Below are 23424 nucleotides of genomic sequence, written 5' to 3'. Positions count from 1 at the left end.
CCTGCGAACAGGAATCAGATCACTTGAGGATCTTGGTCACACGACCGGCGCCGACGGTGCGGCCGCCCTCGCGGATAGCGAACTTCAGCTGCTCCTCCATGGCGATGGGGTGGATCAGGTGAACGGTCATCTCGGTGTTGTCACCGGGCATCACCATCTCGGTGCCCTCGGGCAGCTCGACGGTTCCGGTGATGTCGGTGGTCCGGAAGTAGAACTGCGGGCTGTAGTGGGAGAAGAACGGCTTGTGACGGCCACCCTCCTCCTTCTTCAGCACGTAGACCTGACCCTCGAAGTCGGTGTGCGGAGTGGTGGTACCCGGCTTGCACAGCACCATTCCACGCTGTACCTCCTCCTTCTTGGTGCCACGGAGCAGGACGCCGATGTTGTCGCCGGCCTCGCCCTCGTCGAGGATCTTACGGAACATCTCGACACCGGTGACGGTGGTCTTGGTGGTCGTGTCGTGGACGCCCACGATCTCGATCTCCTCGCCCGTCTTGACGATGCCGCGCTCGACACGGCCGGTCACCACGGTGCCACGACCGGTGATGGTGAAGACATCCTCGATCGGCATCAGGAAGGGCTTGTCCAGCTCACGCTTCGGGGTCGGGATGTACTCGTCGACCGCGTCCATCAGATCGAGGATGGACTGGGTCCACTTCGGGTCACCCTGCAGAGCCTGGAAGGCGGACACCCGGACGACCGGGCAGTTGTCGCCGTCGAACTCCTGAGAGGTCAGCAGCTCGCGGACCTCCATCTCGACGAGCTCGATGAGCTCCTCGTCATCGACCATGTCGCACTTGTTGAGGGCGACGACGATGGCGGGGACGCCGACCTGGCGGGCGAGCAGGACGTGCTCGCGGGTCTGGGGCATCGGGCCGTCGGTGGCGGCCACCACGAGGATCGCACCGTCCATCTGGGCGGCACCGGTGATCATGTTCTTGACGTAGTCGGCGTGCCCGGGGCAGTCGACGTGCGCGTAGTGACGCTTCTCGGTCTGGTACTCGATGTGAGCGATCGAGATGGTGATGCCGCGCTGGCGCTCTTCAGGGGCCTTGTCGATCTGATCGAACGCCGACTCCTCGTTGAGTTCCGGGTACTTGTCGTGCAGCACCTTGGAGATCGCCGCGGTGAGCGTCGTCTTGCCGTGGTCGATGTGTCCGATGGTGCCGATGTTGACGTGCGGCTTGGTCCGCTCGAACTTGGCCTTTGCCACTGGGGCTCCTTCTGAAAATGTCGCCCGCTCTTGCGCGGTGCGCGTCGTGTGGTTGCCCGTAGGCGGATCCCACGGACATCTTCTGGACGGCCCCGACCCGAGGTCAGGGAACTCGTCCTAGTCTGCTGCATGGGCTGCCCTCAGTCAAACTGACGGACCCATGAGAATACGCCGACAGAACAGGCCCGGTCCCCCGGGTCCATTCGGCGGTCATGACGCCGGGCGGGGAAGGTTGCTCCCCCGCCCGACACCGTGGACAGTACCCCCGTCGGGAGGTACTGCCAGCGGTCACTTGGTGCCGTTGGCCTTCGCGATGATCTCCTCGGCCACGGAGGTCGGGGTCTCACCGTAGGAGTCGAACTCCATCGAGTAGGAGGCCTGGCCGGAGGTCTTGGACCGCAGGTCGCCGACATATCCGAACATCTCGGACAGCGGGACCAGCGCCCGGACCACCTTGTTCCCGTGCTCCTCCACCATCTCCTGGATCTGGCCGCGGCGGGCGTTGAGGTCGCCGATCACGGTGCCCAGGTAGTCCTCGGGAGTGGTCACCTCCACCGCCATCAGCGGCTCCAGGATTCCGGGCTGAGCCTTGCGGGCAGCCTCCTTGAAGGCCATCGATCCGGCGATCTTGAAGGCCATCTCGGAGGAGTCGACCTCATGGTAGGCGCCGTCGAGGAGGGTGCACTTGAGATCCTCCATCGGGTAGCCGGCCAGCACACCGAACTGCATGGCGTCACGGACACCGGCGTCCACCGAGGGGATGTACTCCTTGGGGATGCGGCCGCCGGTGACGGCGTTGACGAACTCGTAGCCGGAGCCGGGCTCGGTCGGCTCGATGGAGATGACCACCCGCGCGAACTGGCCGGAACCACCGGTCTGCTTCTTGTGGGTGTACTCGTACTTGTCGACCTTCTTGTGAATGGTCTCGCGGTAGGCCACCTGCGGCTTGCCGATGTTGGCCTCCACGTGGAACTCGCGCTTCATCCGGTCGATGAAGACGTCCAGGTGCAGCTCGCCCATGCCGGCGATGATGGTCTGGCCGGTCTCCTCGTCGGTGTGCACCCGGAAGGTCGGGTCCTCCTCGACGAGGTGCTGAATCGCGGCGGCCAGCTTCTCCTGGTCGGCCTTCGACTTCGGCTCGATGGCCTGCTCGATGACCGGGTTCGGGAAGACCATCGACTCCAGCACGATCGGGTGTGCCGGGTCGCACAGGGTCTCGCCGGTGGTGGTGTCCTTCAGACCCATCACCGCGCCGATCATGCCGGCGCCCAGCTCGGCGACCTCCTGACGCTTGTTGGCGTGCATCAGGTAGATCTTGCCGATCCGCTCCTTCTTGTCCTTGGTGGCGTTGAGCACCTGCTCGCCGGCCTTGAGGACTCCGGAGTAGATCCGCACATAGGTCAGCTTGCCCAGGTGCGGGTCGGTGGCGATCTTGAAGGCCAGCACCGACAGCGGGTCGTCATCGGTGGGCTTGCGGTCGATCTCGACCGACTCGTCGCCGGGCTTGAAGCCCTTGATCGCCGGGACGTCCTCGGGGGAGGGCAGGTAGTCGACGATGGCGTCGAGCAGGGGCTGGACGCCCTTGTTCTTGAAGGAGGTGCCGCAGGTGACGGCGGTGAACACGTTGGCGATGACGCCGCGGCGGATCGCCGCCTTGATCTGCTCCTTGGTCACCGAGTCGGGGTCATCGAGGTAGACCTCCATGAACTCCTCGTCGTTCTCGGCGACGGTCTCCAGCATCTCGGCGCGGGCGGCCTCGGCGGCCTCCTTGAGATCGGCGGGGATCTCCTCGGTCTCGAAGTGGGCGCCGAGCTCGGTCTCGCCGCGCCAGGTCTTGGCGTCCATGTCGATGAGGTCGATGATGCCGATGAAGTTCTCCTCGGCGCCGATCGGCAGCTGGAGGAGCACCGGAATGGCGTGCAGACGCTCCTTGATGGTCGTCACGCAGTGCTCGAAGGAGGCGCCGGTGCGGTCCATCTTGTTGATGTAACAGATGCGCGGAACACCGTAGTGAGCAGCCTGGCGCCAGACGGTCATCGACTGCGGCTCGACACCGGCGACGCCGTCGAAGACAGCGACAGCGCCGTCGAGAACGCGCAGCGCACGCTCCACCTCGACGGTGAAGTCGACGTGTCCGGGGGTGTCGATGATGTTGATCTGGATGTCATGCCAGAAGGTGGTGGTGGCGGCCGAGGTGATGGTGATCCCTCGCTCCTGCTCCTGCTCCATCCAGTCCATGGTGGCGGCGCCGTCGTGGACCTCGCCGATCTTGTAGGACTTTCCGGTGTAGTAGAGGATGCGCTCGGTCGTCGTGGTCTTACCGGCGTCGATGTGGGCCATGATGCCGATATTGCGAACCTTGGTCAGGTCTGTGGTGGCCACAGTGTTCAAACCTCAAATCTCTGAATGAGTCGTCTGGGCGGGTTGATTCCTGGCACGGATGAGCCGGAGGCGGAACTGCGACCGGGGAACCCGCGAGATGTGTGATGAGCAGGCAGGCGCCGATGAGCCCGGGACATCGCCCGGCAGGCCCATCGGCGCACATTCTGCTGCTGACTGCATGGTGGTGCCCCCTCGTCCATCGACGAGGGGGCGGAGAATCACCAGCGGTAGTGCGCGAAGGCGCGGTTGGCCTCGGCCATCTTGTGGGTGTCCTCGCGACGCTTCACCGAAGCGCCGAGGCCGTTGGAGGCATCGAGGATCTCATTCATGAGCCGCTCGGCCATGGTCTTCTCGCGACGCTCGCGGGAGAACCCGACCAGCCAGCGCATCGACAGGGTGGTGGCGCGGGCGGGCTTGACCTCGACGGGCACCTGGTAGGTGGCGCCGCCGACTCGCCGGGACTTGACCTCCAGGGAGGGCTTGATGTTGTCGAGAGCGCGCTTGAGAGTCTGCACCGGATCGGTGTTGGTCTTGGTGCGGCAGCCCTCGAGGGCGGTGTAGACGATGTCCTGGGCGACGGTCTTCTTGCCGTCCTTGAGGATCTTGCTCACCAGCTGGGAGACGATCGGAGACCCGTACACCGGGTCGACCATCACGGGGCGCTTGGGCGCCGGTCCCTTACGAGGCATGGCTCACTTCTCCTTTTTGGCGCCGTAGTGGCTACGGGCCTGCTTGCGGCCCTTGACACCCTGGGTGTCGAGGGAGCCGCGGACGATCTTGTACCGGACGCCGGGGAGGTCCTTGACACGGCCGCCGCGCACGAGCACCATCGAGTGCTCCTGCAGGTTGTGACCGATCCCGGGGATGTAGGCCGTGACCTCGATACCCGAGGACAGGCGCACACGCGCAACCTTGCGAAGGGCCGAGTTCGGCTTCTTCGGGGTGGTGGTGTAGACGCGGGTGCACACGCCACGGCGCTGCGGGGAGCCCTTGAGGGCAGGCGTCTTGTTCTTGCTGATCTTGTCAGTGCGGCCCTTTCGGACCAACTGCTGGATTGTAGGCACCGGCTGGTATCTCTTTCCGTTGGGTTCTTGTTCCCTGGCTGCGCACCTGGTGCACCGGCGTCGGGATCACCGCTGTCCCTCGCTCTGGCGTCTCAGATACTGTACGAACTCCGCACCGGCGGACCGTCTCGCAGCAACTCGAGAGGTCGTGTCGCCGTGCCAGGGCACGCACACAGTGTCCGGGCACACCGGACACGGTAGTGAAGAATATCTCTGCGCGGCCCGATTGGCAAAGACGGTCGGTCGTAGGCTCTCGGTCATGATCTCGCTCGCCACCATCGGGACCAGCGCCATCACCGAGCATCTGCTCGACGCCGTCGCCGACAGTTCCCGGATCCGCCACACCGTCGTCCACTCCCGCAGCGCCGCCCGCGGCCGGGCCTTCGCCGACCAGGTCGGCGTCGACCGGGTGGTGACCACCCTCGAGGAGCTCGCCGGGTCCGGGATCGACGCGGTCTACATCGCCAGCCCCAGTGCCCTGCACCACGACCAGGCCCGGGCCATGCTGCGGGCCGGCAAGCACGTCCTGGTCGAGAAGTCGGCCTGCGTCACCCCCGCCGGCTGGCAGGATCTGGTCGACCTCGCCCGGGCCAGGGGGCTGGCCCTGCTGGAGGCCAACCGCAACTCGGTGTGGCACCCGGGCACCGCGGCCCTGCGCGAGGCACTCCCCCGGCTCGGCAGGATCCGGCTGTCCCAGCTGGGCTACTGCCAGCGGTCCAGCCGGTACGACCGGTTCCTGGCCGGCCAGACCCCGGGGATCTTCGACCCGGCGATGGGGGCCGGTGCCCTGATGGACATCGGCACCTACGCCCTGGAGGCGATGATCGAGCTCTTCGGCCAGCCCCCGACCTTCAGCACCGAGGCCGTTCTCATCGGGCACCAGCAGCCCGGGACCGCCGACCGGCAGGATCGACCGCTCGATCCGTCGATCGACGGGGCTGGCGTCCTGACCGCCCGGTACCCCGGCCATCTGTGCACGGTGACCTGGTCGAAGATCAGCGACTCCAGTGCCCCGAGCGTGATTCAGGGGGAGGACGCCACCCTCACCGCCGACTCCATCGAGGACCCCTCGCAGCTCACCCTCACCGCCAGGGGGTCGCGCCAGGTGATCGAGATCCCGCGCCGCCGGATCCGCGACATGGGTCACGAGTTGGAGGCCTTCGCCGACGCCGTGGAGGATCCCTCCCGCTGCTCACTCCCCCAGCGCTGGACGGCCCAGCGGCTCGACCTGATGGCCGAGATCCGTCGCCGCACGGGTGTCCGGCTGGCGGGCAGCTGAGCTTCGGGTCGGATCAGGCGCCGGTGCTGGGCAGACCGGGCCGCCCGCCGGTCCCGGAACTCTGCGGGGTCGACGTCGTCACCGTGGAGATCGGTGCGACCGGTCGGGTCGGGGCGCTGGCCCCACCGGGTCCGGCGCTGTCGGACTCGGCCCAGGAGAACCCGGCCGTCCTGGTGTAGGTCGATCCCTTGATGGTGATCGTGTACGACCCGCCGCCCAGGTAGGGCAGGGTCACATCGGGGAAGACATTGCGGCGCGCGTCGCCGGTCGCGGTGGCCGTCGTCGTCCAGCTCCTCGATCCGCCGCCGGCCCGGGAGACCGTGAAGGTCACCCGCTCGCCGTCGGTGAACCCGTAGCTGGTGAGGGTGATCCTGTCATTGCGGTGCCAGCTGCTCCTGGAGAAGCCGATGCCGGTCGGGAAGGCCAGCACGTCGGCCTGTTCCGACTCGTCGCCGTGGTACTCGTCGCCGATCACGCACACCGCGACCGCCGAGTACCACCCCGGGGTCCTGGCCGTCACCGTCGTGGTGGCGCTGGCGGTGGTGAAGTCGGTGACGTCGGCGTCGTCCCAGTCGTCCGCCTCGGGACCCAGGACCGCCAGCTCGATGCCAGTCGCCGGCGTCTGGCAGCCGGTCACCGTGAAGGTGATCGTCATCGGGGCGTCTCCCTCGGCGGGGCTGGCCACCACCGTCGGGGTCGGCAGGTCCAGGCCCTCGTCGGAGGGGTCGTCCGTGGGGTCGTCGGAGTCGGCGGGGATCGAGGCCGAGCCGGAGGGGTCCGTCGCCCCGGAGGGGGAACCCGTGGGGGTCGGGTCCGCGGAACCGGCCGAGTCGGTGGGGCTGGCAGGGTCTGCGGGACTGGCAGGGGCCGAGGTGGTACCGGCGGACTGCCCGGCCCCGGCCGAGGGGGCCGATCCCGAACCGTCCCCGCCGGCCGAGGGGGTGGCGGAGGTCTGGAAGGAGGTGGCGCCGGCCGCTGGGTCGTCGGCCATCGCCAGGGAGGCGCCGAGGGGGCCTGTCAGCATCGCCAGGCACACAGATCCGGACACGAGATACCTGCTGCGGGACATGGGTCGGCCTCTCTCGACGACTGCTGAACCCGGTTCACGGGCGTCGCTGCGAACGCTATCGCATCGCCGAGCCAGATCGCATCCATCGGCGACATGTCGGGCCGAGCGGGAGACATGACAGGGGCCGCGGGCCACCTCCCTGAGGAGGATGCCCGCGGCCCCTGACCGAACCTGTCGGTGTCAGTCCATGTCGCCGAAATCGAGATCATCCAGCGGTACCGCCGATGAGCTGGACCCGAAGTCGTAGTCGAACGGGTCGTAGTTCATCGTGAAGGCGGCTGCCTTGGCCTCGGCGGTGGGCTCCACGCGCAGGTTGCGGTAGCGCTCCAGACCGGTGCCGGCGGGGATCAGCTTGCCGAGGATGACGTTCTCCTTGAGACCGACCAGGGTGTCGGTCTTGCCGTTGATCGCCGCATCGGTGAGGACCTTGGTGGTCTCCTGGAAGGAGGCCGCCGACAGCCACGAGTCGGTGGCCAGGGAGGCCTTCGTGATGCCCATCAGGACCGGACGGCCCTCGGCGGGACGACCGCCCTCCGAGACCGCCTTGCGGTTGGCCGCCTCGTAGTGCGGACGGTCCACCAGCTCGCCGGGCATCATCGGGGTGTCGCCGGACTCGATGACCGTGACCCTGCGCAGCATCTGCCGGATGACGATCTCGATGTGCTTCTCGTGGATACCGGCGCCCTGGGTGTTGTACACCTTCTGGACCTCGGAGACGAGATGCTCCTCCACCTTGCGCACGCCGAGGACGCGAAGCACGTCCTGCGGGTCGAGGGTGCCGCCCATCAACTGCTGGCCGGCCTCCACCTGCGTGCCGTCGCGCATCACGAAGTGCTTGCCGTCGGCGTCGAACTCCAGACGGGCCCGCCTGGGCAGCGGGTACTCGACATCCTCCTCGCCGTCGTCACGGACCAGGATCAGCTTGCGCCGCGACTCGGAGTCGTCGAGCCTGATGACACCGGCCGCCTCGGCGATCGCGGACTTGCCCTTCGGGGTACGGGCCTCGAAGAGCTCGACCACGCGGGGAAGTCCCTGGGTGATGTCGTCGCCGGCCACACCACCGGTGTGGAAGGTACGCATCGTCAGCTGGGTGCCGGGCTCGCCGATCGACTGGGCGGCGATGATACCGACCGCCTCGCCGACGTCGACCAGATTTCCGGTCGACAGGGATCGTCCGTAGCACCGGGCGCAGCACCCCTGGGGAGCCGCGCAGGTGAGCACCGAGCGCACCTTGATCTGGCTGATCCCGTGCTTGATGAGCTCGGTGATCTCGGCGTCGCCGAGGTCGGAGTTCGCCGCGACCACGACCGTGCCGTCGGCGTCCACCGCATCGGCGGCCAGGCACCTCGAGTAGACCGAGGTCTCCAGATCGCCGACCGGGACCAGCGTGCCCTTGCCATCGTCGACCGCGATGGTCTTCGGCATCCCGCGGGTGGTCCCGCAGTCCTCCTCGCGGACGATGACGTCCTGGGAGACGTCGACCAGACGACGGGTGAGGTAGCCGGAGTCGGCGGTACGCAGAGCGGTGTCGGCCTGACCCTTTCGACCGCCGTGGGTGGAGATGAAGTACTCCAGGACCGTCAGGCCCTCACGGAAGTTTGACTTGATGGGTCGGGCGATGATCTCGCCCTTCGGGTCGGCCACCAGACCTCGCATGGCGGCGATCTGACGCATCTGGGTCATATTCCCTCGTGCGCCCGAGTGCACCATCATGTAGATCGGGTTGGTCTGGGTGAAGTTCGCCTCCATCGCCTTGGTGAGCTCGGCGGTGGCCTCGGTCCAGATCTGGATGAGGTCCTGACGACGCTCGTCCTCGGTGACCGCACCGCGCTCGTACTCGCGGTCGACCTTGTCGGCGCGGGACTCGTAGCCGGCCAGGATCTGCGGCTTGGTGGGCGGGGTCTGCACATCGCCGATGGACACCGTGACGCCCGACAGCGAACCCCAGCGGAAGCCGACGTCCTTGAGCCGGTCGAGGATCACCGCGACATCCAGCTGCGAGCGGTCCTCGGCCAGGTCGTTGACGATCTTGCCGATCTGCTTCTTGCCGACCAGGTAGTCCACGTAGGGGTAGTCCTTCGGCAGCGCCTCGTTGAACAGAGCCTGTCCCAGCGTGGTGTTGAGAATGACCGACCCGTCGGCGCGCACCGCCTCGCCGTGCGGCGCGGTGATGTCGTGCAGACGCAGCTTGATCTTGGCGCCGATCTCCAGCTCGCCCAGGTCGTGGGCCATGATCGCCTCGGCGACCGAGGAGAAGGCCTTCCCCTCACCCTTGAGCCCGTCCAGGGCCATCGTGAGGTAGTAGGCGCCGATGATCATCTCGTGGCTGGGCAGGGCGACCGGACGGCCGTCAGCCGGCTTGAGGATGTTGTTGGTCGACAGCATCAGGATCCGGGCCTCGGCCTGGGCCTCGGCGCTCAGCGGCAGGTGGACTGCCATCTGGTCGCCGTCGAAGTCGGCGTTGAAGGCCGAGCAGACCAGCGGGTGGAGCTGGATGGCCTTGCCCTCGATGAGCTGAGGCTCGAAGGCCTGGATGCCCAGTCGGTGCAGGGTGGGTGCGCGGTTCAGCAGCACCGGGTGCTCCTTGATGACCTCCTCGAGGACATCCCAGACCACCGGACGCTGACGTTCCACCATCCGCTTGGCGGACTTGACGTTCTGGGCGTGCTCCAGATCGGCCAGCCGCTTCATCACGAAGGGCTTGAACAGCTCCAGGGCCATCGCCTTGGGCAGACCGCACTGGTGCATCTTGAGCTGCGGGCCGACCACGATGACCGAACGGCCGGAGTAGTCGACGCGCTTGCCGAGCAGGTTCTGGCGGAACCGGCCCTGCTTGCCCTTGAGCATGTCGGACAGCGACTTCAGCGGGCGGTTGCCCGGTCCAGAGACCGGACGGCCACGGCGACCGTTGTCGAACAGCGAGTCGACGGCCTCCTGGAGCATCCGCTTCTCGTTGTTGACGATGATCTCCGGGGCGCCCAGGTCCAGCAGCCTCTTCAACCGGTTGTTGCGGTTGATGACGCGGCGGTACAGGTCGTTGAGGTCGGAGGTGGCGAACCGTCCGCCGTCCAGCTGCACCATCGGGCGCAGGTCCGGAGGGATGACCGGGACGGCGTCCAGCACCATGCCGACCGGCGAGTTGCCCGACTCCAGGAAGGCCTGGACGACCTTGAGGCGCTTGAGGGCGCGGGTCTTCTTCTGACCCTTGCCGTTCTTGATGATGTCGCGCAGGGTCTCGGACTCGGCGGCCAGGTCGAAGTCCTGGAGGCGGCGCTTGACGGCCTCGGCCCCCATGAACCCCTCGAAGTACTTGCTGAACCGGTTCTTCATCTCCCGGTAGAGCACCTCGTCGCCCTCGAGGTCCTGAACCTTGAGGCTCTTGAACCGGTCCCAGACCGCATCCAGGCGGTCCAGCTGACGCTGGGCGCGGTGGTCGATCTGGCGGATCTCCTTCTCCCCGCCGTCCTTGACCTTGCGGCGGGTGTCGGCCTTGGCGCCCTCGGCCTCCAGCTGGGCGAGGTCCTCCTCGAGCTTGGTCCGTCGGGCCTCCAGCTCGTTGTCCCGGCGCCGGGTGAGGTGATCGCGCTCGGCCTGGATCTTGGCCTCCAGGGAGGGCAGATCGCGGTGGCGCGCCTCGTCGTCGACCGAGGTGATCATGTAGGCCGCGAAGTAGATGACCTTCTCGAGGTCCTTCGGGGCGATGTCCAGCAGGTAGCCCAGACGCGAGGGGACACCCTTGAAGTACCAGATGTGGGTGACCGGGGCGGCCAGCTCGATGTGGCCCATCCGCTCGCGGCGGACGTTGGACCGGGTGACCTCGACGCCGCAGCGCTCGCAGATGATGCCCTTGAAGCGCACCCGCTTGTACTTGCCGCAGTAGCACTCCCAGTCGCGGGTCGGTCCGAAGATCTTCTCGCAGAACAGCCCGTCGCGCTCCGGCTTCAGGGTGCGGTAGTTGATCGTCTCAGGCTTCTTGACCTCGCCGTGGCTCCACTCACGGATCTGATCTGCGGTGGCCAGGCCGATCTGCAGTCTGTCGTAGTAGTTGGTGTCCAGCACAGTGCTTCTCTTTCCCCCACCCGTGGGTGGGCGGTAGCCCCTCCTCGCCAGGAGAGGTCCCTGTCGGGGCGTCTGCGGCGGCGGGTTGTCCAGGCCCTCCGTCACCCCGTGTGAAAGTTGTTGAGGGTGAAGTGATTCAGGATGAAGTGGCTGCGGGGAGGACCTCCCGGTCCCGCCCCGCGGTCACCCCCTGCCGACCCCCTCGGATCGGCAGGGGGTCGCGGTCAGTCCGCCATCGCGTTGTCGGCGCCGGGACGGCGCGACAGGTCGATGCCCAGACCGGAGGGCCTCAGGTCCTCATCGGACTCGCGCAGGTCGATCTCCATGCCCTCGGAGTTCAACACCTCCACGTTCAGGCACAGCGACTTCATCTCCTTGACGAGCACCTTGAAGGACTCCGGGATACCGGGCTCCGAGATGTTCTCGCCCTTGACGATCGCCTCGTAGACCTTGACGCGGCCGGGCACGTCGTCGGACTTGATGGTCAGCAGCTCCTGCAGGGCCCAGGCGGCCCCGTAGGCCTCCATCGCCCAGACCTCCATCTCGCCGAACCGCTGTCCGCCGAACTGGGCCTTACCGCCCAGCGGCTGCTGGGTGATCATCGAGTAGGGGCCGGTGGAACGGGCGTGGATCTTGTCGTCGACCAGGTGGTGCAGCTTCAGCTCGTACATGTAGCCGACGCCGACCTTTTTGGGGAAGGGCTCCCCGGTGCGGCCGTCGTACATGATGGCCTTGCCGTCCGGGTCGACCAGCCGGTTGCCGTCGCGGTCCGGGATGCCGTTGGTGAGCAGCCCGGTGATCTCGTACTCCTTGGCACCGTCGAAGACCGGGGTGGCCAGACGGGAGTCCGGACCGACCTGGGCCAGTCCGACATCGCGCAGCCGCTCGGCCCAGTCGCCCTCGGCCTGGGTGATGTCCCAGCCGGAGTGGGCGATCCAACCCAGGTGCATCTCGAGCACCTGGCCGACGTTCATCCGGGAGGGCACGCCCAGCGGGTTGAGGACCATGTCGACCGGGGTGCCGTCCTCCATGAAGGGCATGTCCTCGATCGGCAGGATCTTCGAGATGACGCCCTTGTTGCCGTGCCGGCCGGAGAGCTTGTCACCCACCTGGATCTTGCGCTTCTGGGCCACGTAGACGCGGACCATCTGGTTGACCCCGGGGGCCAGCTCGTCGCCCTCGTCGGCGTCGAAGATGCGCACGCCGATGACGGTGCCCTCCTCGCCGTGCGGCACCTTGAGGGAGGTGTCGCGGACCTCGCGGGCCTTCTCGCCGAAGATGGCGCGCAGCAGGCGCTCCTCGGGGGTGAGCTCGGTCTCCCCCTTCGGGGTGACCTTGCCGACCAGGATGTCACCGGTGCCGACCTCGGCGCCGATCCGGACGATGCCGTTCTCGTCGAGGTTGGCCAGCATGTCGTCGGAGACGTTCGGAATGTCCCGGGTGATCTCCTCGGCGCCCAGCTTGGTGTCGCGGGCGTCGACCTCGTGCTCCTCGATGTGGATCGAGGTGAGGACGTCGTCCTGAACGATCCGCTGGGACAGCACGATGGCGTCCTCGTAGTTCAGACCCTGCCAGGGCATGAAGGCGGTGAGCACGTTGCGGCCCAGGGCCAGCTCGCCACGATCGGTCGACGGGCCGTCGGCCAGCGGGGTGCCGACCTCGACGCGCTGACCGGCCTCCACGACCGGACGCTGGTTGATGCAGGTGCCGGCGTTGGAACGGCGGAACTTCTCCAGCTTGTAGGTCTGGTAGGTGCCGTCGTCGCAGGCGATGTCGACCAGGTCGGCCGAGACCGACAGCACGCTGCCGGCCTTCTCGGCCAGGGTGACCTCGCCGACGTCGGTCGCGCAGCGGTACTCCATGCCGGTACCGACCAGGGGGGCCTCGGTCTTGATGAGCGGGACCGCCTGGCGCTGCATGTTGGCGCCCATCAGGGCTCGCGATGCGTCGTCGTGCTCCAGGAACGGGATCAGCGCCGAACCCACCGACACCATCTGGCGCGGGGAGACGTCCATGTAGTTGACGTCGGAGGGCGGAACCTCGTCGGGGTCGCCGTGGCGCTTGCGCACCAGGACGCGGTCGTCGGCGAAGGTGCCGTCGTCGTTCAGCGGGTCATTGGCCTGGGCGATGAGGAAGTGCTCCTCCTCGTCGGCGGTGAGGTAGTCGACGTCGTCGGTCACGACACCGTCGATCACCTTGCGGTAGGGGGTCTCGATGAACCCGAAGGCGTTGACCCGGGCGAAGGAGGCCAGCGAACCGATCAGTCCGATGTTGGGGCCCTCAGGGGTCTCGATCGGGCACATCCGGCCGTAGTGCGACGGGTGGACGTCGCGGACCTCCATCTGGGCGCGGTCACGGGAGATGCCGCCGGGGCCCAGGGCCGACAGGCGGCGCTTGTGAGTCATCTCGGCCAGCGGGTTGTTCTGGTCCATGAACTGCGACAGCTGGGAGGTTCCGAAGAACTCCTTGATCGCGGCGGTCACCGGGCGGATGTTGATCAGGGTCTGCGGGGTGATCGCCTCGATGTCCTGAGTGGTCATCCGGTCGCGGACCACGCGCTCCATCCGGCCCATGCCGGTGCGCAGCTGGTTCTGGATCAGCTCACCGACCGTGCGCAGTCGACGATTGCCGAAGTGGTCGATGTCGTCGGGCTCCACGATGAGGTTCGGGCGGCCCTCGCGCGGGATCTCGTCGGTTCCCTCGTGCAGCTCGCAGATGTAGTGGATGGCCGCGACGATGTCGTCGATGGTCAGCACCTGGGTGTCGAAGGGCAGGTCGAGACCGAGCTTCTTGTTGATCTTGTACCGGCCGACCTTGGCCAGGTCGTAGCGCTTGGAGTTGAAGTAGTAGTTCTCCAGCAGCTGCTGGGCGGCATCGCGGGCCGGCGGCTCACCGGGACGCAGCTTCTTGTAGATGTCGAGAAGAGCCTGGTCCTGGGTCTCGATCCCGTGATCCTTATCCAGGGTCTGACGGATCGCCTCGTACTGGCCGAACTCCTCGAGGATCCGCTCGGGGGTCCACCCGAGAGCCTTGAGGAAGACGGTGATGTTCTGCTTGCGCTTGCGGTCGAGTCGCACGCCGACGGTGTCGCGCTTGTCGATCTCGAACTCCAGCCAGGCGCCCCTGCTGGGGATCACCTTGCAGGTGTAGATGTCCTTGTCGGAGGTCTTGTCGGGGGTGCGCTCGAAGTACACGCCCGGGGACCGGACCAGCTGGGAGACGACCACCCGCTCGGTGCCGTTGACGATGAAGGTGCCCTTGGCGGTCATCAGCGGGAAGTCGCCGATGAACACGGTCTGGGACTTGATCTCACCGGTCTCGTTGTTGGTGAACTCCGCGGTCACGAAGAGCGGCGCCGCATAGGTGGCGTCGCGGTCCTTGCACTCGTCGACGGTGTGCTTGGGATCCTCGAACCGGTGATCGCGGAAGGACAGCGACATCGTCTCGCCGTAGTCCTCGATCGGGGAGATCTCCTCGAAGACCTCCTCCAGTCCCGACTTGGTGTTGACGTCGGTGCGACCCTGGGCCAGCGCCTCCTCGACATGGGACTGCCAGATATCGTTTCCCACGAGCCAGTTGAACGACTCGACCTGCAGGTCAAGCAGGTTGGGCAGTTCGAGTGGTTCGCGAATCTTGGCGAATGAGATTCTCCCGCTCTGAGGGGAGATGACGTTGGTGTTCTTCGACGCGGTGCGCGTGGCGGCCAAGGTGCGGTCCTTCCGAGAACTCCTGAGTGGTGGGTGACACCAGTCTGGCGGCATGCAGAAAGGCCCATGTCAAGCACGGGCTTTCGTTGTCATTTGGGGCAAGAAGACAGAATAGACCGTACTGTACCACAGCACAAGTCGGGACCACCACACCGTGGCCCTGCGGGTTCTCCTGCACTGTGCCGTACCGAGCGGGTCCCGCGCAACCCGGCCGGTGCCCGCGCCCACAGACGCGAGGAGCCCGCCCGGAATCCCGGGCGGGCTCAACGATCAGACGGTCCTCACGGCGGAGGACCGCCCGACCATCACATCTCGGTGACCTGGGTCACTTGAGGGTGACGGTGGCGCCGGCGGCCTCGAGGGCCTCCTTGGCCTTGTTCGCGTCGTCCTTCTTGGCCTTCTCGAGAACCGGCTTCGGGGCGGCCTCGACGAGGTCCTTGGCGTCCTTCAGACCAAGGCTGGTGAGGGCGCGAACCTCCTTGATGACCTGGATCTTCTTGTCGCCGACGGACTCGAGGATGACGTCGAACTCATCCTTCTCCTCCTCGCCGGCGCCGGCGTCGCCGCCAGCGGCCGGGGCGGCAGCGGCAACCGCAACCGGGGCGGCTGCGGAGACGTCGAAGGTCTCCTCGAACTGCTTCACGAACTCGGAGAGCTCGATCAGGGTCATCTCCTTGAAAGCATCAAGGAGCTCGTCGTTGCTGAGCTTCGCCATAATTGGGCGTCCTTTCGATGGTTGTGAGGGCTCTGAGCCGCTCACGGTGTTTCTCCTGGGCGATGGACGCCTCAGGCGGGTGTGTTCTCCGGCTCCTGGTCGGAAGCCTCTCCTGCTCCACCGATCACAGAGGGATCGGCAGCAGCCTTCTCCTGCAGGGCGCCGAGGCCGCGAGCGGCCTTGGCGGGCAGGGCGCTGAAGACCTGGGCGGCCTTCGTGAGGTTGGCCTTGAGGCCACCGGCGAGCTTGGCGAGGAGGACCTCGCGGGACTCGAGATCGGCGAGCTTCTTGACCTCGTCGGCATTCAGGACGCGACCGTCCATGTAGCCGCCCTTGACGACCAGCAGCGGGTTGTCCTTGGCGAAGTCCCTCAGACCCTTGGCCGCAGTGGCCACGTCACCCTTGATGAAGGTCAGGGCCGTGGGGCCGACGAGCTTGTCGTCGAGTCCCTCGATCCCGGCCTGCTGGGCGGCGATACGGGTGAGGGTGTTCTTCGCAACGGCGTAGGTGGTGTCCGCCCCGAGGGAGCGACGCAGAGTCTGCAGCGCTGCCACGGAGAGACCGCGGTACTCGGTCAGCACGGTCGCGTCGGACTCGGAGAACTTCTCCTTGAGCGATGCGATGGCGGCTGACTTGTCGGTCTTCGCCATTGGGTCTCCTTCCCACTTCTTGTACTGCGCACCGCAAGACGCGCTCGCGGTGCCGTCGCCGCAGACTGCCGACCGGAACGGGTCTCGATCAGGAGGATGTGGGCATGAAAAAAGCCCCGACGCACAGGCGCGGGGCACATCGCGACGAATCGCGACGACACTCTGACAACCTGCGCGGGCCATCCTGAGGATGCTTGACGGGCGAACCCGACCAGCGGTCAACGGCGGTGTCGATTATAGGCAGGCCACATTGCCCCGTGCAAACCGGAGCCGGTTGCCTCCGTGCCCAGGTGGAGGCCCTGGCAGTGTCGACCAGCAGGCTGGTCCCTCCACGGGGGACGACACCCGGACTGTCGAGGGCCAGGACGTGAGAATCCCGGCAGCCGGTGTCGGGGCTGGCGCCCCACACACCCGCTGCCGGGATTCCTCGTGGATCGGGATCAGATCACTCGGCAACCTCTGCCGCGGCGCCGGGATCCAGCTGGACGCCGGGACCCATCGTCGAGGACACGGTGATCTTCCTCAGGTAGCGGCCCTTGGAGACCGACGGCTTGAGCCGCAGCACCTCGCCCATCGCCGCGTAGTAGTTCTCCGTCAGCTTCTCGGCGCCGAAGGACACCTTGCCGATGAGGAAGTGCAGGTTGGCGTAACGGTCGGTGCGGAACTCGATCTTGCCGCCCTTGATGTCGGAGACGGCCTTGGCCACGTCCATCGTCACGGTGCCGGTCTTCGGGTTCGGCATCAGGCCACGGGGACCGAGCACCCGGCCCAGTCGACCGACCTTGCCCATCATGTCCGGGGTGGCGACCACCGAGTCGAAGTCCAGGTATCCGCCCTGGACCTTGGCGATCAGGTCGTCGTCGCCGACCTCGTCGGCACCCGCCTGAATGGCCGCCTCGGCCCGCTGGCCGGTGGCGAAGACGAGGACCCTTGCCGTCTTGCCGGTGCCATGGGGGAGGTTGACGGTGCCGCGCACCATCTGGTCGGCCTTCTTCGGGTCGACCCCGAGGCGGATGACGACGTCAACCGTCTCGTCGAACTTCGCCGAGGCGGCCGCCTCGACGAGCGCCAGCCCGGCCGGCGGGGCGTAGAGCTGATCCTCGTCCACCTTCGCCGCTGCTGCGCGGTATGACTTGCTGCGCTTCATGTCTGGTTCCTTTCACCAGGTGTGGTCGGGGCTGCGCACGCCCTCCCACGAGATGTGTCTGTGTGTCGATCCTCGGATCGGCGGTGATCTCGCCGGTTCTCCTCCAGGAGGAGTCCGGTCGGCCGGTCAGGCCTGAACGGTCACGCCCATCGAGCGGGCGGTGCCCTCGACGATCTTCATGGCGGCCTCGACGTCGTTGGCGTTGAGGTCGGGGAGCTTGGTCTGGGCGATCTCGCGGACCTGGTCCTTGGAGATCGAGCCGACGATGTGGGTCAGCGGGTTCTCGGTGCCCTTGCTGATGCCAGCGGCCTTCTTGATGAGCTCCGCGGCCGGCGGGGTCTTCAGGATGAAGGTGAACGAGCGGTCCTCGAAGATGGTGATCTCGACGGGGACGACGTTGCCGCGCTGGTGCTCGGTCTGGGCGTTGTAGGCCTTGCAGAACTCCATGATGTTGACACCATGGGGGCCCAGGGCGGTGCCGACGGGGGGCGCCGGGGTGGCCTGGCCGGCCTGCAGAGCGATCTTGACGAGCGCCGCTACTTTCTTCTTGGGAGGCATATGAGTTGGGTCCTTCGGTTGAGCTGCGGCCCGGTCGGGTCGACCGGGCACCTGGTGCACCGGCGGGCCGTGCCGAACGGCCCGGGCACACGCAACGGAAAACTATACATGAGCCGGCGGGATTCCTCTCCCCGGCTCGCTGAGCAGGTCAGATCTTCTCGATCTGGTTGAACTCCAGGTCGACCGGGGTGGACCGGCCGAGGATCTCCACCGAGGCCTTGACGCGCTGGCTGTTGGTGTTGATCTCGGTGATGATCGCCGGAACCCCGGCGAACGGGCCGTCGGTGATCTGGACCGACTCCCCCACCTCGTAGTCGGCCACCTCGACCTTGCGTCGCGCCTTCGGGGAGGGCGCCTGACCGGCCATCTCGTGGTTGACCTGGGCGATCACCATCGGGGTCATCATCTTGACGACCTCGTCGAAGGTGAGCGGCACCGGGGTCATCGACTGGCCGACGAAGCCGGTCACCGACGGGGTGTGGCGCACCGCACCCCAGGACTCGTCGGTGAGGTCCATCCGCACCAGGACGTAACCCGGCAGGTAGACCCGGGTGACGGTCTTGCGGGCGCCGTTGCGGATCTCCACGACCTCCTCGGTCGGGACCACCGTCTCGTAGATGTAGTCCTCCATGTTGAGGGTCTGCACCCGGGCGTCGAGGTTCTGCTTCACCTTGTTCTCCATGCCGGAGTAGGTGTGCACGACGTACCACTCGCCGAACTTGGCGCTCAGGTCGTCCTTGAGCTTGTCGATCGCGGCGTCGACGGCGTCCTGGTTGTCGTCGGCCTCCTCCTCGGGAGACTCCTCGTCCTTCTCCTCGTCGGCGCTCTGGCCGATACCGAGGTTCCGGGCGACGTCCTCATCGCTGGGCCCCTCCTCGGCGGCGTCGAAGTCGAGATTGAGGGCCGGCTCCTCCGGCTTCTCGTCGTCGCCGCCCAGGGCGCCGAGATCGATGTCGAAGTCGGGTTCGGACTCCTCGTGGTCGGAGTCGTCGGTTCCGACCGCGCCGAGGTCGATCTCCGGCTCTGCGGGAGTCGTCGGCTCCTCGGTGTTGTCGGGGTCGTTCACATCAGAGGTGTCAGTCACCGGTAAATCTCCGTTGTCGTCATGGCTCGTAGCGTGGAAAGGGGCAGGATCGCTCGTCGTCAGCCGAGGAACTTCAACAGCGCCTTCGCGAACAGCGCGTCGAGCCCGCCCACATAGGCGATGATCACCAGCACGAAGACCAGCACCACGATGAAGTACTGGCTGGTCTCCGACCCACTGGGCCAGCGGACCTTGCGCAGCTCACCGGCCGACTGGCGGACGAACATCACCGGGGTGGTGCGCTTCTTGCCGGACTTCCCGTCCTCGGCGCTGCTGCTCCTGCGGCGCACCGGAGCCTGGGTGAGGGTGCGGACCGGCTTGTGCTCGGATCCGTCCCCGGACTTCTCGGCCTTCGCCGACGCGGCGGCCTTCTCGGTGTCATCAGACTCGGTGTCATCGGCTCCGGCCGTCCTGCTGGCGGACGCCTTCCTGCGCACCGGGCGGCTTGAACGAGCCTTGCGAGCGGCCCGCTCGGCAGAGTCGAGCTGCTGGGGGTCATCGATCACCACATCGGCGGGATCGCCCTTGTCCGGGGTGTCGTCGACGGTGACATCGGCATTCTCGAGTTCCTCGGCCTGGTCGTCGGCGATCTCCAGATCGTCGGTGCCGGGCAGTTTCCCGGACGCCAGGTCCTCGCCGCGGGGCGAGAGCTTCCCGTCTGAGGACGGGGATTCCCCTTCGTCTCCATGGGGGTGCCGCTCGTCTGTCACGCTCGTCCTTCGGGCTCGATGTCGTCTCTCGACCGTACCGCGTGGCCGCGAGAGACAGGATGCCGCAGTATCCGGCTTCGCCACGACTGCGCGCTGCAGGACTCTCGTCCTGCCTCGCAGGGCACGAGGGACTTGAACCCCCAACCTGCGGTTTTGGAGACCGCTGCTCTGCCAATTGAGCTAGTGCCCTTCGTCGCCGTCCACACGAGGACGCCGACAGCACAGGAAGTATACGGGCGCCGATCGACCGAGGACAAATCCTCACCGCGGGCGGCGCTCCCCCTCGCCTCCGCCGCCTCCCCCACCGGGCGCGGCAGCGACGAGGGGCCGGCTCTCAGCCCAGCAGCTTCTCGGCCGCCGCCACCAGGACGCAGGTCGCCACCCCGTCCATCGCCGCTGCCAGCTCCCCCTCGCTGGGGAAGCTCGGGGCCAGCCGGATGGTCCGGTCGTGGGGGTCGCGGTGCAGCGGGTGGGAGGCTCCGGCCGGGGTGAGCGCGATGCCGGCCTCCTTGGCCAGCGCCACCACCCGGGAAGCGGTGCCGTCCAGCACGTCGAGGGTCACGAAGTAGCCGCCACTGGGGTGGGTCCAGCGGGCCACTCCGGTACCGCCGAGTCGGTTCCCCAGGATCTTCTCGACGATCGCGAACTTCGGGGCCAGCAGTTCGCGGTGCCGGCGCATCAGGGCGCGGACCCCCTCGGCGTCCTTGAGGTAGGTGGCGTGACGCAGCTGGTTGACCTTGTCCGGGCCGATGCTGCGGATCCCGGCGTGCGACAGGTACCAGTCCAGGTTGCCGGTCGAGGAGGCCAGGAAGGCCACCCCGTCACCGGCGAAGGTGATCTTGGAGGTGGAGGCGAACTCGAAGACCCGGTCGGGGTGCCCGGCCTGCTGGGCCATCTGGAGAATCGGAAGCGGTCGCGGTTGCGCATCGGTGAGGTGGTGCAGGGCGTAGGCGTTGTCCCACCAGATCCGGAAGTCGGGGGCGGCCGGCATCGAGACGAGCCGTCGGGCGGTCTCCTCGTCGTAGATCACCCCGTCCGGGTTGGCGTACATCGGCACCACCCACATGCCCTTGACCGACGGGTCGGCGGCCAGCGCCTCGACCTCGTCCATGTCGGGCCCGTGCTCGCCCATCTCCACCGGCACCATCTCGATCCCGAGGTGCTCGCAGATGGCGAAGTGCCGGTCGTACCCGGGGACCGGTGCGATGAACTTGATCTCCTGGCGGCCCCAGGGCTCGGTGGCGCCGTGGATCCGGTGCAGCATGGCGTAGCTGAGCAGGTCGTGCATGATCGACAGGCTGGAGTTGTCGGCGGCCAGAATGTGGTCGACGTCGACCCCGAGCAGGTCGGCGAAGATCGCGCGGATCTCCGGCAGACCCTTGGCCCCTCCGTAGTTGCGGACATCCTGACCGTCGGCCGCGTGGACCGGGACCGTGATGCTCAGCAGCTCCCGGCTGAGATCGAGCTGACGCGGGGACGGCTTGCCTCGGGTGATGTCCAGCTTGCCCCCCCGTGCCTTGAGCTCGGCGTGCAGCGACTGCTGCTCCTCCAGGAGATCGGACAGCTCATCACGGGACATTGCTGGCAACTCAGTGCTCATGCAGGCATCGTCCCATAGTTCCCTCAGAGGGTGGCACCCCCCTCGGATGCCGGCCCCTCAGACCCCGCCCCTCATGACCGACCCCTCAGATACCAACCCGCCAGACACCGACCCTCAGATACCGACACAGCGGGGCTCGGGAACCAACGCGATGCCGTAGGCGCGCTGCACCCCGTCGATGACCGTTCGGGCCAGATCGGCGATCTGCGCGGCACTGGCCCCACCGCGGTTGGTGAGGGCCAGGACGTGCTTGGTCGACAGGGCGGCCCGGCTCTCGCCGATCCGGAATCCCCGGCCGAAGCCGGCGTGGTCGATGAGCCAGGCGGCCGAGGTCTTGACCCTGCCGTCGGGCTGGGGGAATGCCGGGGCGCCGTCGGGGACCCGGTCGCCGGTGATGATCGGGTTGGTGAAGAAGGATCCGGCGCTCCAGGTGTCGTGGTCGCCCGGATCCAGCACCATTCCCTTGCTCCCGCGGATCTCCAGGACGGTCCGCCGTACCGTGCTGGCCAGCGCCCGACCCTTCGGCTCGACGCCCAGCCGTCGCGCCAGTTCGGCGTAGCGGATCGGCAGGGACAGGTTCCCCAGCAGGAACTGCATCGTGACGTCGAGCACCACGTAGCGGTCCGGCTCGGCCTTGAACCGGCTGGTCCGGTAGGCGAATCCGCACTCGCTGGCGACGAAGGTGTGCTGCTCGTCCTTGACCCGGTCCCAGGTGCGCACCCGGGCGGCGAACTCGGACACCTCGACCCCGTAGGCCCCGACATTCTGGATCGGGGTGGAGCCCACCAGGCCGGGGATTCCCGACAGCGCCTCGGGTCCGCGCCACTGGGCGGCGATGCAGTGCTGGACGAAGTCGTCCCAGACCACGCCGGAGGCGATGGTCGCCAGCGCTCCCCCGCACCCCGAGACCTCTGCGGTCATCCCGCTGGTGGCCACCCGCACCACCGTGCCGTCGAATCCCTGGTCCCCGATGAGGATGTTGGACCCGCCGCCCAGGACCAGGCAGGGCTCGCCGCGGTGGTCGCAGTCGCGCACCGTGGAGACCAGCTCGTCGGTGGTGCGGGCCACCACCAGGTGCGCCGCCGGGCCGCCGACCCTCAGGGTGGTCAGCCCGGCCAGCGGGACGCCGTCCCCCGAGGAGGGCAGCGGACGGTCGTCGGCGATCGACGACTCCACGTGCTCCAGGTCGCAGGAGTCCACCAGTTCGGCGTCCGGCGAGTCCCCGTCGATACCGGTCAGAGCCTCGATGGAGGCTCCCCACGTCTCACTCATGCTGTCTCCTGCGGATTGCTGACCTCGACCTCGACGCGGCCGAGTACTGATCTGCCCTCGTGGCTGACGTCCAGCCTGAGAGTGGCCACCCCGTCGGCGACCGCGATGACGGTGCCGCTCACCTCGATCCGGGTGCCCTCGTCGGTGTCGGGGACCAGCACCGGACGGGTGAACCGGGCCCGCTGGGACCGGATCCTGCCCGGATCGCCGATCCACCCGACGGCCGCCCCCAGGGCGGCCCCCATCGTCCACATCCCGTGGGCGATGACCCCGTCCATCCCGGCGACCCGGGCGTGGCGGTCCGACCAGTGGATCGGGTTGAAGTCGGTGGAGGCGCCGGCGTAGCGCACGATCCGCGACCGGTCGACGGGAATGGTCCTGGGGCCGAAGGTCTGGCCCTCGACCAGCACGGTGGCCTCGCTGATGTCGGTCATGCCGCCTCCTCGCGGGTGTGCCACAGGGTGGAGAAGGCGGTGGCCAGGTGCTCGCCGCCGGGGGTGTCCAGGCTCACCGACAGCCCGATGATGTCGGTGTCGCGTCGCCGCCGCACCGAGGTGATCTCCAGGGTGGCGGTCACGGCGTCCCCCACCCGGAGCGGACGGTCCCACTGGAAGGACTGGTCTGCATGGATGGTGTGGTCCAGGCGCAGGCCCAGCTCGGGATCGGCGAACAGGTGGTGCCAGGCCTGGGCCGCGATCACCATCGCGAAGGTGGGTGGGGCGATCGCCCCGGAGCCGTGGTAGGCCGGGCTCTCATCGGCCAGGGCCGCGGCGAACTCGTCGATCTTCGCCGCCGAGACGACATAGGGGTCGGTCGCCGGGTACCGGCGTCCGACGTGGTCGGGACTCAGCCCCGCTGGCTCGGTGGTGGTTGGCATATCAGGAAGCCTAATCCCCTGCCCGGGTGCAGCACTGC

General features: G+C 67.3%; 18 protein-coding genes and 1 tRNA gene. 1 reads left to right on the top strand and 18 read right to left on the bottom strand.

Features of this window, described 5'->3' with window-relative positions; genetic code table 11:
* Nucleotides 1-19: 19 nt before the first annotated feature.
* The 4 genes from tuf to rpsL all read right to left on the bottom strand — a co-directional run bounded on the left by tuf (nt 20) and on the right by rpsL (nt 4659).
* The gene (gene tuf, locus FEZ32_RS07905) at nt 20-1213 is read right to left on the bottom strand and encodes an elongation factor Tu (protein WP_028702624.1); all 1194 of its coding nucleotides are present in this window, start codon (nt 1211-1213) and stop codon (nt 20-22) included.
* Between the two features lie 288 nt (nt 1214-1501).
* Nucleotides 1502-3595: an elongation factor G gene (fusA, locus tag FEZ32_RS07900; RefSeq protein WP_028702625.1), complete on the bottom strand. Its 2094-nt coding sequence runs from the start codon at nt 3593-3595 to the stop codon at nt 1502-1504.
* Nucleotides 3596-3813: 218 nt separating this feature from the next.
* On the bottom strand, nt 3814-4284 hold the full coding sequence (gene rpsG, locus FEZ32_RS07895; RefSeq protein ID WP_028702626.1) for a 30S ribosomal protein S7: 471 nt from the start codon (nt 4282-4284) through the stop codon (nt 3814-3816).
* Between the two features lie 3 nt (nt 4285-4287).
* On the bottom strand, nt 4288-4659 hold the full coding sequence (gene rpsL, locus FEZ32_RS07890) for a 30S ribosomal protein S12 (protein ID WP_027587840.1): 372 nt from the start codon (nt 4657-4659) through the stop codon (nt 4288-4290).
* Nucleotides 4660-4918: 259 nt separating this feature from the next.
* Between rpsL and FEZ32_RS07885 the strand changes: the two genes are divergently transcribed.
* Entirely contained in the window at nt 4919-5938 is a 1020-nt protein-coding gene (locus tag FEZ32_RS07885; protein ID WP_138680370.1) for a Gfo/Idh/MocA family protein, read from the top strand.
* 13 nt (nt 5939-5951) lie between these two features.
* Here FEZ32_RS07885 and FEZ32_RS13545 read toward each other — a convergent pair whose 3' ends face one another.
* From FEZ32_RS13545 to FEZ32_RS07820, 14 genes are all read right to left on the bottom strand, one after another.
* Nucleotides 5952-7007, bottom strand: a complete 1056-nt coding sequence (locus FEZ32_RS13545) for a hypothetical protein (RefSeq protein ID WP_175415763.1) — start codon at nt 7005-7007, stop codon at nt 5952-5954.
* A gap of 180 nt (nt 7008-7187) precedes the next feature.
* The gene (locus FEZ32_RS07880) at nt 7188-11066 is read right to left on the bottom strand and encodes a DNA-directed RNA polymerase subunit beta' (RefSeq protein WP_138680369.1); all 3879 of its coding nucleotides are present in this window, start codon (nt 11064-11066) and stop codon (nt 7188-7190) included.
* A gap of 224 nt (nt 11067-11290) precedes the next feature.
* Nucleotides 11291-14773, bottom strand: coding sequence for a DNA-directed RNA polymerase subunit beta (gene rpoB / locus FEZ32_RS07875; protein ID WP_175415762.1), 3483 nt, complete (start codon nt 14771-14773; stop codon nt 11291-11293).
* Nucleotides 14774-15098: 325 nt separating this feature from the next.
* Nucleotides 15099-15488, bottom strand: coding sequence for a 50S ribosomal protein L7/L12 (gene rplL, locus FEZ32_RS07870; RefSeq protein WP_028702630.1), 390 nt, complete (start codon nt 15486-15488; stop codon nt 15099-15101).
* A gap of 71 nt (nt 15489-15559) precedes the next feature.
* Nucleotides 15560-16138, bottom strand: a complete 579-nt coding sequence (rplJ, locus tag FEZ32_RS07865) for a 50S ribosomal protein L10 (protein ID WP_097798418.1) — start codon at nt 16136-16138, stop codon at nt 15560-15562.
* Nucleotides 16139-16583: 445 nt separating this feature from the next.
* The gene (gene rplA / locus FEZ32_RS07860) at nt 16584-17285 is read right to left on the bottom strand and encodes a 50S ribosomal protein L1 (protein ID WP_097798417.1); all 702 of its coding nucleotides are present in this window, start codon (nt 17283-17285) and stop codon (nt 16584-16586) included.
* Between the two features lie 126 nt (nt 17286-17411).
* Complete coding sequence (rplK, locus tag FEZ32_RS07855) at nt 17412-17843, bottom strand: 50S ribosomal protein L11 (RefSeq protein ID WP_028702632.1); 432 nt, start codon at nt 17841-17843, stop codon at nt 17412-17414.
* 148 nt (nt 17844-17991) lie between these two features.
* Nucleotides 17992-18909, bottom strand: coding sequence for a transcription termination/antitermination protein NusG (gene nusG, locus FEZ32_RS07850; RefSeq protein ID WP_097799785.1), 918 nt, complete (start codon nt 18907-18909; stop codon nt 17992-17994).
* A 77-nt stretch (nt 18910-18986) separates the two neighbouring features.
* Nucleotides 18987-19637, bottom strand: a complete 651-nt coding sequence (gene secE / locus FEZ32_RS07845; protein ID WP_138680367.1) for a preprotein translocase subunit SecE — start codon at nt 19635-19637, stop codon at nt 18987-18989.
* Nucleotides 19638-19754: 117 nt separating this feature from the next.
* A tRNA-Trp gene (locus FEZ32_RS07840) sits at nt 19755-19827 on the bottom strand.
* A gap of 144 nt (nt 19828-19971) precedes the next feature.
* On the bottom strand, nt 19972-21237 hold the full coding sequence (locus tag FEZ32_RS07835; protein WP_028702635.1) for an aspartate aminotransferase type Ic: 1266 nt from the start codon (nt 21235-21237) through the stop codon (nt 19972-19974).
* 114 nt (nt 21238-21351) lie between these two features.
* On the bottom strand, nt 21352-22509 hold the full coding sequence (locus FEZ32_RS07830; protein ID WP_084149271.1) for a UDP-N-acetylmuramate dehydrogenase: 1158 nt from the start codon (nt 22507-22509) through the stop codon (nt 21352-21354).
* On the bottom strand, nt 22506-22943 hold the full coding sequence (locus FEZ32_RS07825; RefSeq protein WP_028702637.1) for a MaoC/PaaZ C-terminal domain-containing protein: 438 nt from the start codon (nt 22941-22943) through the stop codon (nt 22506-22508). Before FEZ32_RS07825 ends, FEZ32_RS07830 begins: the two co-directional genes overlap by 4 nt.
* On the bottom strand, nt 22940-23386 hold the full coding sequence (locus FEZ32_RS07820; RefSeq protein ID WP_028702638.1) for an FAS1-like dehydratase domain-containing protein: 447 nt from the start codon (nt 23384-23386) through the stop codon (nt 22940-22942). Before FEZ32_RS07820 ends, FEZ32_RS07825 begins: the two co-directional genes overlap by 4 nt.
* Nucleotides 23387-23424: the final 38 nt, after the last annotated feature.

Origin of the sequence: Acidipropionibacterium jensenii (genome assembly GCF_005890135.1) — a bacterium.
GTDB classification, from domain to species: Bacteria; Actinomycetota; Actinomycetes; order Propionibacteriales; family Propionibacteriaceae; genus Acidipropionibacterium; species Acidipropionibacterium jensenii.
The sequence above is the reverse complement of the archived record's forward strand: the minus strand, read 5'-3'. Positions and strand labels throughout refer to the sequence as shown.

What these genes read in the sequence shown, in the direction of transcription:
- rpsG (WP_028702626.1), bottom strand. Translation starts at nt 4,284, where the DNA reads ATGCCTCGTAAGGGACCGGCGCCCAAGCGCCCCGTGATGGTCGACCCG.
- FEZ32_RS07885 (WP_138680370.1), top strand. Translation starts at nt 4,919, where the DNA reads ATGATCTCGCTCGCCACCATCGGGACCAGCGCCATCACCGAGCATCTG.
- FEZ32_RS13545 (WP_175415763.1), bottom strand. Translation starts at nt 7,007, where the DNA reads ATGTCCCGCAGCAGGTATCTCGTGTCCGGATCTGTGTGCCTGGCGATG.
- rplL (WP_028702630.1), bottom strand. Translation starts at nt 15,488, where the DNA reads ATGGCGAAGCTCAGCAACGACGAGCTCCTTGATGCTTTCAAGGAGATG.
- rplJ (WP_097798418.1), bottom strand. Translation starts at nt 16,138, where the DNA reads ATGGCGAAGACCGACAAGTCAGCCGCCATCGCATCGCTCAAGGAGAAG.
- rplA (WP_097798417.1), bottom strand. Translation starts at nt 17,285, where the DNA reads ATGAAGCGCAGCAAGTCATACCGCGCAGCAGCGGCGAAGGTGGACGAG.
- rplK (WP_028702632.1), bottom strand. Translation starts at nt 17,843, where the DNA reads ATGCCTCCCAAGAAGAAAGTAGCGGCGCTCGTCAAGATCGCTCTGCAG.
- FEZ32_RS07835 (WP_028702635.1), bottom strand. Translation starts at nt 21,237, where the DNA reads ATGAGCACTGAGTTGCCAGCAATGTCCCGTGATGAGCTGTCCGATCTC.
- FEZ32_RS07830 (WP_084149271.1), bottom strand. Translation starts at nt 22,509, where the DNA reads ATGAGTGAGACGTGGGGAGCCTCCATCGAGGCTCTGACCGGTATCGAC.
- FEZ32_RS07825 (WP_028702637.1), bottom strand. Translation starts at nt 22,943, where the DNA reads ATGACCGACATCAGCGAGGCCACCGTGCTGGTCGAGGGCCAGACCTTC.
- FEZ32_RS07820 (WP_028702638.1), bottom strand. Translation starts at nt 23,386, where the DNA reads ATGCCAACCACCACCGAGCCAGCGGGGCTGAGTCCCGACCACGTCGGA.